Source organism: Streptomyces sp. NPDC002779, assembly GCF_042888685.1.
Taxonomy (GTDB): Bacteria; Actinomycetota; Actinomycetes; order Streptomycetales; family Streptomycetaceae; genus Streptomyces.
The window spans coordinates 1-8,447 of the sequence record NZ_JBIAQC010000051.1 but is presented as its reverse complement, the minus strand read 5'-3'; the positions used below and the strand labels follow the sequence as shown (position 1 = coordinate 8,447).

The 8,447-nt window shown below is 66.2% G+C and carries 6 protein-coding genes and 3 pseudogenes; 4 read left to right on the top strand and 5 right to left on the bottom strand.

What is annotated here, in order from left to right:
* The 4 genes and pseudogenes from ACFYW5_RS37450 to ACFYW5_RS37435 form a co-directional block, all read right to left on the bottom strand.
* A pseudogene (locus ACFYW5_RS37450) lies at positions 1 to 705 on the bottom strand (site-specific integrase); the annotation flags it as partial.
* A gap of 14 nt (positions 706 to 719) precedes the next feature.
* Positions 720 to 1,511, bottom strand: a complete 792-nt coding sequence (locus ACFYW5_RS37445; RefSeq protein WP_389421617.1) for a hypothetical protein — start codon at positions 1,509 to 1,511, stop codon at positions 720 to 722.
* Positions 1,508 to 2,686 carry a tyrosine-type recombinase/integrase gene (locus ACFYW5_RS37440; RefSeq protein WP_389421616.1) on the bottom strand — a complete coding sequence of 393 codons (1,179 nt, stop codon included), beginning with the start codon at positions 2,684 to 2,686 and terminating at the stop codon, positions 1,508 to 1,510. Before ACFYW5_RS37440 ends, ACFYW5_RS37445 begins: the two co-directional genes overlap by 4 nt.
* Positions 2,687 to 2,963: 277 nt before the next feature.
* Positions 2,964 to 3,659: pseudogene (locus ACFYW5_RS37435) on the bottom strand (transposase); the annotation flags it as partial.
* Between the two features lie 69 nt (positions 3,660 to 3,728).
* Here ACFYW5_RS37435 and ACFYW5_RS37430 point away from each other — a divergent pair.
* The 3 genes from ACFYW5_RS37430 (at position 3,729) to ACFYW5_RS37420 (ending at position 5,689) form a co-directional block, all read left to right on the top strand.
* Positions 3,729 to 3,974, top strand: a complete 246-nt coding sequence (locus tag ACFYW5_RS37430; protein WP_389421615.1) for a hypothetical protein — start codon at positions 3,729 to 3,731, stop codon at positions 3,972 to 3,974.
* A gap of 72 nt (positions 3,975 to 4,046) precedes the next feature.
* Entirely contained in the window at positions 4,047 to 4,817 is a 771-nt protein-coding gene (locus tag ACFYW5_RS37425) for a transposase family protein (RefSeq protein ID WP_389421614.1), read from the top strand.
* Between the two features lie 101 nt (positions 4,818 to 4,918).
* The gene (locus tag ACFYW5_RS37420) at positions 4,919 to 5,689 is read left to right on the top strand and encodes a transposase family protein (protein WP_389421613.1); all 771 of its coding nucleotides are present in this window, start codon (positions 4,919 to 4,921) and stop codon (positions 5,687 to 5,689) included.
* 1,277 nt (positions 5,690 to 6,966) lie between these two features.
* Here the strand turns inward: ACFYW5_RS37420 and aac(6') are convergent.
* Positions 6,967 to 7,440, bottom strand: a complete 474-nt coding sequence (gene aac(6') / locus ACFYW5_RS37415) for an aminoglycoside 6'-N-acetyltransferase (protein ID WP_389421612.1) — start codon at positions 7,438 to 7,440, stop codon at positions 6,967 to 6,969.
* 760 nt (positions 7,441 to 8,200) lie between these two features.
* Here aac(6') and ACFYW5_RS37410 point away from each other — a divergent pair.
* Positions 8,201 to 8,362, top strand: a pseudogene (locus ACFYW5_RS37410) (D-alanine glycine permease); the annotation flags it as partial.
* Between the last annotated feature and the right edge of the window lie 85 nt (positions 8,363 to 8,447).

The window sequence follows — 8,447 nt, the reverse complement described above, 5'->3', positions numbered from 1 at the left end:
CCGCCTCAAGGCCATCGAGCGGGAGAACGAAGTGGCCTGACAGCTGGGGACGTTCATCCGTACGCAACTGGGGAGAAAAGTCCGTACGCCGACACCAGCAGCCTTGGACGTGACGGCTCTGCGCAAGGCTCCGGCGGTGTCGGGGATCAGGTCCCCGGGCCGGGTGTGCTCGGCGGCGGCAAGTAGTTCGGCTGCGGCGCGTCGCCGGCGGTCGACGGTGTCGGCCAGCACCGGCAGGACGGGAAGCCGTTCGCGGGTGCGCTGGTCCATCCGGGCCTTGCGGTGTTTGCGGTCCTTGGCCTTGCTGATCTCGTCGTCGCTGATCGGGCAGGGCACCACCCACGGAGCCCAGCGGGCCGGCTCTTCCGCCGCCCAATGGGCGATGTCCAGATAGAAGGCACGGACGCGGATGAGCTCGTCCTTGGCGTTCAGCCTGGGGCTGGCGACCTCGACGGCGGTGCCGTCCGGACCGATCGTGGTGCGTTTTTTGGTGGCGATGTCTGTCTTCCAGGCGCGGGCCAGCGCTGGTGGCAGCCGCAGGGAGTCGATGTCCGGTGAGAGCGCTTCGATCCGGGTCCAGAACAGCCCGGCCAGGGTCCGCGACACCGCGTCCAGGCTGGTGTAGTCCAACGACGGCTGCCGTTCGCGCAGGTAGTCCACGATCAGGTCGCGGACCGGGCGGCACCGGATCGGATAGCGATCCACGAGTTCTTCGATGCTCAGTCGGCCGGCGGCAAGCCCGAAGGCTCGGATCGTGGCCGGGGCGTCCTCAGGGAAGATATCCAAGGCCCGCGAAGGTAGAAGTCAACTTTGCGCTGCCCCCCGCGGACATGGACCCGGCGCAGGGTGTCGACCAGCTCCACGCAGTCGCCGACAGTGATGTCCACGATCGACCCGCCCTTGCAGGCCAGAATCATCGCGATCCGGGTCGCCGCGATGGTGGCCTCGCCCCGGGCGCTGGCCGGCCCGGATTCGGCCATCTCTGCCAGCCCTGCGAACCCCTCGGGGTCGCGGACCTCGGCCATGACCTGAGCCAGGTGCCTGTGCGTGCGGGTGAGCATCCAGGCCAGGTCGGGACGGATGACATCGCCGCAGACCAGCATCAGCAGCCCGGAGGTCAGGTCAACGCGCTCATACGACGGCGACAGCCCACTCTGGCGCAAGAAGCGCAGCGGGAGATCCGTCCAGTCCGCGCCAGGGATCTCCTCGGCGCGGCCGGCCTTCCATCGCTGCTGCCAGGTATCCCCAGGGAGGCTGGACAGCCAGCGTAAAAGTTTGGCGACCCCGCGCCGCCGCCCGGCCCGGGTGGCGTTCGCGGCAGCCAAGAAGGGTGGTGCCGTCAGCCGACGCAGCACCTCATCCGCTGACTGTGCCGACTCCGGCCACCACGCCTCAGCAGAGCGGGGCGGGAACCGTTCCCGCAGTACGTTGTTCCGCGCCCGGGCCTGTTCGACTGTTGCATTCGCGGTTTGCAGCTGGCGGCGCGTCGAGTGCTTCGTGGTGCTGGTCATGAAGACCGCCCGAACAGCACGTTCAAGGCTTCCGGGTCGTAGCCGGGTGCCGGAGGCGATGGCACCGGCTCGGCGAGCCGGTCTGCCCGCCGGGCGTGGTGGGCCAGCACCTCGGCCACGACCTCGTCCTGGCGCGGCGCAAGGTAGATCTCGGTCGTGGTCAGATGCGCGTGCCCGAGTACCCACTGCACGTCGGTCAGCGTCAGGGCCGGGTCGCGCACCATCCGGGCGGCGGCGCTGTGCCGAAGGTCGTGAAGGGTCCAGTCCGCGCCGAAGGTGGCGTTCACCCGCTCGAACATGCGGTGGGCCCCGTGGTAGGTCAGCGGCTGAAACGGACGCCGCAGCGTCCACCACACCGGCTGTGTCCGGCCCCGCGGCACCAGCCCGTGCAGATCCTGCTGGTAGAGCCGCAGCCACACGAACGCATCTGCCGAGGCCGGCACCTGCTGCCGGGCCCGGGAGCCCTTCCGCACAACGCTGATCAGCTGTTGCCCCGGGTCGATGTCGCACTGCCGGACGCCGATCAACTCTGAAGCCCGGACTCCGCTGGAGATCCAAAGTGCGATCATGGCCCGGTCCCGGTTCGACCGCAGCGCCGCGAACAGCGTGTTGAACCACTCGTCCGGGATCGAGCGCGGAATCCGGCGCGGAACCGTGGGCCGGTAGCGACCGGTCCGCTCTGGCGCCCAGGCTTTCATCGGGTTGTGGTGTGCGTGCGCTCGGCCGGCACGACGAGCCAGGTCCAGCGGGAACGGGTTGAGCAACGGCCCGGATCCGGCATCACGGTGCAGGTCGTAGAACCTGCGCAGTACCGTCTCGCTGTGGGCGACGGTCGACGGGGCATAGCCGAGCCCAGGGCTCGTTTTCCCGGTCACCGGGTTCGGGGCGCCGGCTGTACGGGCCGGCCGCCGCCTGGCTGCGGTCGCTCGCGGCTTGACCGCCAGCTGGATCCAACAGCTGAAATCCCGAGCGTCCACGCGTGTCGCTTGATCCCACGGCACCTTGACCGCGTGCAGGAACCGCCACCACCGCAACAGGTCCATGCCATAGGAGCGGACGGTCGCCGCCGTCTTCCCGGCTGCGAGCAGCTCCTGGAAGAACACTGCGGCAGGGACCACGGCCGCGCCGTCGGCGTCGACGAGCCGGTAGGGCTCGTACCGGTCGCCGGTCTCCATCAGCCGACCCCACCGAGGAACGGTCAACCTCGACAGATTCCGCTCGGGCACACCATCGTTCATCACGACCGCAGACCGTACTGGGCGACAACCTCACCCGTGCCCTGAACTGCATCATCAACGTGGTTCGTTCAGTCAACGGGGCGTGTTCGTGCTGGCAGGCGGTGCCGTAGGGACGCCCGCAGGATCCGAGCTCGAGTCAGGTGCTGCCCCCACCCAAGGTCGAACACTCAACTCAACGGCCGGTAGTGCCGTCTGGGGTCTGAGGTTTGTGCTGGCGGCAATCGCGGAGGATCTTCCACGTCTTCATGCGGGCGAAGACGTGCTCGACGCGGGCCCGGACCCGCTTGTGGGACTTGTTGTGTTCCTCTTTCCAGTCCGTGAGTTCGCTCTGGCCGCGCTCTCGGCGGTGCGGGATGACGAGTCCGATGCCCGGGTAGCCGCCGTCGGCGATCGTAAGGGTCTTGCCGACGGCAGCCTTGGCGCCGGATTTCCCCCACGCCTTGCAGTCGTTGCCGTTTCGGCGAGAGGTTGGCCGACCACGATGACCAGGCGGGTGTCGGCGTCGATGACGACCTGGTGGTTGGTGGAGTACCGGTAGTTTTTCGACCGTTCGGCGATGGTGTGGTCGCGGGTGGGGACCAGGGCCGTCCACGATGAGCACGGTGTCCTTGGCGAACCGCTTGCGCGGCTGGAGAGCAAGTATCGGCCCGAGGTGGTCGATGATCCGGTCGGCCGCCGCCTTGTACACCCCGAACAGCGGGGCGAGCTGCCGCATGGTCAGGTTCGTGCGCCAGTACGCCGCGACCAGCGGAGCCCGGTCCTCCAGCGGAAGGCTCCACGGCCGGCCCCTGCGGACTGCGTCCGCACCCTCGCGCTGCAGAACCGTCACCAGTTTCCCGAAAACACGGGGGCTCAGCCCCGTGAACGGGGCTATCCAGGACGGCTCCGACGCCGTGATCACACCAGCCACAGCGAGATCATCTCAGTCGCCCTATCATCCGATCCAAAGAGACGAGCGCCGTCGAGAGGGCCGATAGAGATGATCGCAGCACGTATGGCAGCAGCCGTGCTGGTCACATGGGCCGCGCTGATCGCGCTCCTCCTCGCGCCGTCGCCCCTGCCAGAGCCTTGGCGTTACTACATCTACTCTCCAGCGAGCGTGGGCCTGTGGCTGCTGGCCATGCTCGTCGCGCCCATCGTGGTCTGTGCCGTCAAATGGCCATGGATCAAGTCGGGGCGGCAGGTGAGCCCCGACGTGCATACGAGCCCGCGGACCACCTCGTGACGCCTGGTCATCAAATACGAGACAGTCCTTACAGGGTGTTGCACAAGGCCGTGAGCTGGGCATCTCCTAGGCATGGCCGCGGTCTTACGTGCTGAGCGGGTGTGGGTGGAGACGTTCACGGGGCTGCGGATGACGCAGTTTTCGGGTCTGTTGAAGGTGGTGCGCGAGCGGGGCGGCAACGGCACGCTGCGGGGCCGGCCGTGGTCGTTGCCGCTGGCCGAGCGGGTCCTGATAGTCGCGGTGTATTACCGAACGAACCTGACCATGCGGCAGCTGGGCCCGTTGTTCGGCGTCTCCTCGTCCACGGTCTGCCGTGTGATCCAGCGGCTGGGACCGCTGCTGGCGCTCGAGCCGGTTTCCCGCACAGCCAACGCCGCGGACCGGATGTGGATCGTGGACGGCACCCTTATCCCGGTCCGCGACCGAGGCGTGGGCGCCTCCTCCAGGAACTACCGGTTCTCGGCAAACGTGCAGGTCATCGTCGATGCGGAGACCCGCCTCGTGGTGGCGGCCGCCCGTCCGGTGCCTGGCAACACCGCCGATGCCAGGGCATGGCGCAACTCCGGTCTGTCCGAGCACTGCGAGGGTGTGACCGTGCTCGGCGACGGCGCCTACATCAACACCGGTCTGATCGTCCCGCATCGCAAACGCCCCGGACGACCGCTGTTGAAAGGCGAGGAAGAGGACAACGCCGAGCACCGCAAAGTCCGTGCACGCGTTGAGCACGTTTTCTCCCGGATGAAGAACTACAAGATCCTCCGGGACTGCCGGCAGCGCGGCGACGGGCTCCATCACGCGGTCCAGGCCGTGGCCCGCATGCACAACCTCGCCCTCGCCGCGTGACCGCCAAGGTCAGGCGCCCGCTTCAGACTGCTTGATTACGGCCTTGTGCAACACCCTTTAAAGGGTGTTGCACAAGGCTCTGAGCTGGGCATCTCCTCTGTATGGCTGGGGTCTTACGTGCTGAGCGGGTGTGGGTGGAGACGTTCACGGGGCTGCGGGTGACGCAGTTCTCGGCTCTGTTGAAGGTGGTGCGGGAGCGGGGTGGCAACGGCACTTTGCAGGGCCGGCCGTGGGCGTTGCCGTTGGCCGAGCGGGTGCTGATGGTCGCCGTGTACTACCGGACGAACCTGACCATGCGGCAGCTGGGTCCGCTGTTCGGTGTCTCGTCCTCGACGGTGTGCCGTGTCATCCAAAGGCTCGGTCCGCTGCTGGCGCTGGAGCCTGCCTCCCGTGCGGCCGAGGCCTCGGAGCGGTTGTGGATCGTGGACGGCACCTTGATCCCGGTCCGCGACCGGCAGGTGGGCGCGTCGTCACGCAACTACCGGTTCTCGGCGAACGTGCAGGTCATCGTCGATGCCGACACCCGTCTGGTGATCGCGGCGGCCCGGCCCGTGCCGGGCACCACCGCGGACGCGCACGCCTGGCGGGCCTCCGGCCTGGCCGAGTGCTGCCAGGGCGTGACCGTGCTCGGCGATGGCGCCTATCTCAACTGCGGGATGGTCACCCCGCACCGCAAACGCCCCCGCCGGGAGCTGCTGGCGGGCGAGGAAGCCGACAACGCCGCCCACCGCAAGGTCCGCGCGCGGGTGGAGCATGTGATCGGCCGGATGAAGAACTACAGGATCCTCCGTGACTGCAGGCAGCGCGGCGACGGCCTCCACCACGCAGTCCAGGCCGTCGCCCACATGCACAACCTCGCCCTCGCATCATGACCAGAAGACCGCGATCACAGGCCCTGACCTGCCCAAACACAGCCTTGTGCAACACCCTTTAGGTTACGGACCTCGCGATACGGGCGCCGATCTCAGGAACCCAGAAGGGGTGCTCGTGCGTGGCGGTGAGCTTCAGGCGAGTGACCTTCCGGAGGCGGACCTCCCCTGCTTCCAGGTCTGCGAGCAACAACCTTGTCGCCGACCATAATCTTTCAATGTGCTTGAAAGCATAAGCTCAACCACGGGTTGGCCGTCAACGCCCCCTACGCGCCGCAATTGATTCCTGAATAATTGCGGGAGCGAGGGCAGATGCGCCGATCGCCGCCAAGATAATTGCATCACTCCGGTCAGGGTGACTACGCCCCTTAACTACGACGTATGCAATGGGCACAGTGATGAGCGCTTAGCAGAAAGCAAGCGCAATGGCGTAGAACCGAGTCTGATTCCGGTCTTCGCTGCAGAACCATTGCGCTGCGATTTCAGATTCTTGAAGAGGAGAATCAAAGGGAAGAGAACCTCAATTCCTATCACCGCTTGCACAATAAGCGGATACCTCCAAAATATCGCTGCGGCTTCGAGAGTTAGGACTAAGAATAGGGCTGCACTCGCCCACCACATATGCGGTACCCCTCGGTTGAAAAATTCGGACACGGCACCTCTCCAACAAGAGGGGAACGACGTGAGCGCCCAAGTTTGGGGGGGGTAACCGCACCGTTTCATTTACTTGCAGAGACTTCCCTACGCTGCCCTGCAGGATCACCGCTGCGACTGTCCGGGACCGGTACGACCGGGCGGCCGTATCAGTGGCGCAGAACCGCGCTCTCCGCCACCAGCGTCACCCTGAAGCACCATCACTGAAACCTCACCACTTGATCACTATCGTCGCCTCCAAAAAATAACATATAACACGGCGACGATCGCAGCGAAAACCACGATGAATATCAGCGCATCCTGGCCATTCTCAACAGGAGAGTACTTTCCACTAGCCGCCAGCATTAGCTGCACGCTGATCACTTGCGCCTCGCTTGAGCAGCAACAAAGCTGACCAGAACACCTAAAAAGAAGACCGCAGATAACATGCCGTGATTTCCCTCCGCCGTACTCACCAGCAGGATGTCCATCTCGGGATCCTGCACCACTCCGTAGGGGCCGAGAACCTCATGCGCGGCACTCATGTCCAACGGTGCCGGCACGCATGGGCCCTCTTCTCTTCACACTCGAAGGACCCGTGCGGCCCTTGCCACGTCACGCTGTGAAGCGCTCGAGGGTCGATCGCGTCAGGTCAGCTCCTCTGCGAGGAGATCCATCAGCAGCGCGTCCTGCCAGGTGCCCGTCCGGTGGTCACGCCCGTACGCTCGCATGATCCCCACGGGTTTGAAACCGACCTTGCTGTAACAGCGGATCGCCGCGGTATTGGCTGCGGCGGGATCGATGGTCAGTCGGTGATGGCCGCGTCCCTGCACCAGCCACCGGGCCAGCGTGCGCACTGTGTCGGCACCGAGACCCTTCCCGTGGCACCTCGCCGTCAGGAAGATATCGATGCTGGCGTGACGGAACTCCGGATCGGTCTCTTCGTCGAACTGGACGGCGCCGATGACCTCACCCTCGAAAACGACGGCCAACATGCCCTCGTAGTCGTCCGGAGGCGACCACCACGCCGCAACTTCCGGTTCACGTACGACCTCTTGGAGGATCTCAGTATCGCCATCGGTCACCGAACGCAGCACGACCTTGTCCCCATGCAGCTTCATGCCCTCATTCTCCCTGAGCGCTGAAGCCACTTTCAGCCCAGGTGGCCCCTCCCCACGTCACGAGCTAATCCACGCAACAGCCGACCAGGTCGTACCTGTTGCGGGTGGTCGAACTGGCCACGGCGGGGTGCCGCTTGGCCGGCTACAAAGCACGACGGTCAGGGGCTGGAGCGGTGCAGTAGCAGGTCGACGGTGGGTCCGTCCGGCCGGGTCTTGTAGGGGCCGGTGCACTGATAGTCGAGTCGGTGGTAGAGCCGCTGGGCGGGAGCGCCGGGCATAGCGAGAAGGAAGGCCCCTTGGGGTTTGGGGATGTCGATGAAGGCTCGGTGGATGCCGATGCCGCGGCCCTGCCATCCGGCTCGTACGGCAAGTTCACAGATCCGGCGAGGGAGTCGGTGGTGCCGGCCTCTTCTGGGCTGAGGAAGGGCCGACCAGGTGGCCGTCGGCGTAGGCGGTGATCAGGGTGAAGTCGTCGCGGCAGGCGTGGTCGGCATTGAGGGCCTCCTCGCAGGAGTGGGCGACCCCGCCGACGCCGGCGTGGGTGCGGTCGAGGACGACCCGACCACCGTCGGTAGGCCTGCATGGCGAGGAACGCGAGCACGTCCTCCTGGTCGCCAGGCGCGATCCAGACCAAGCGGCCGTCTTTGGTGGTAGGCATGATGCGGCGTCCCGAAGCGGGCGACCACGGTGCTCTCCACCTGCCAGGTCGGCGGGGTGGGCCCGCCTGCGGGCGTTCGACATCCTGGGCGCCCTGACGTCCCTCGACTCGCTGATCAGCCTGGCCGACTCCGCGCTCTTTCTGCTGGCGGTCTTCAACATCATCGGCCTGCACCTGCTGGCCCCGGTCGTCAAGCGCGAGCTCGGCTCCTTCCTGGAGTTCGTCCGCGCCCGCAACGCCGGTGAGATCAGCGACGACGGCTAGTAGGGCTTGGTCAGGTTCGTAGCGGTGTGGGTATGTCGCGGTGGCAGGTGGGGCAGGCGCCGGCCCAGAGAGCAAGGAGTGTCTG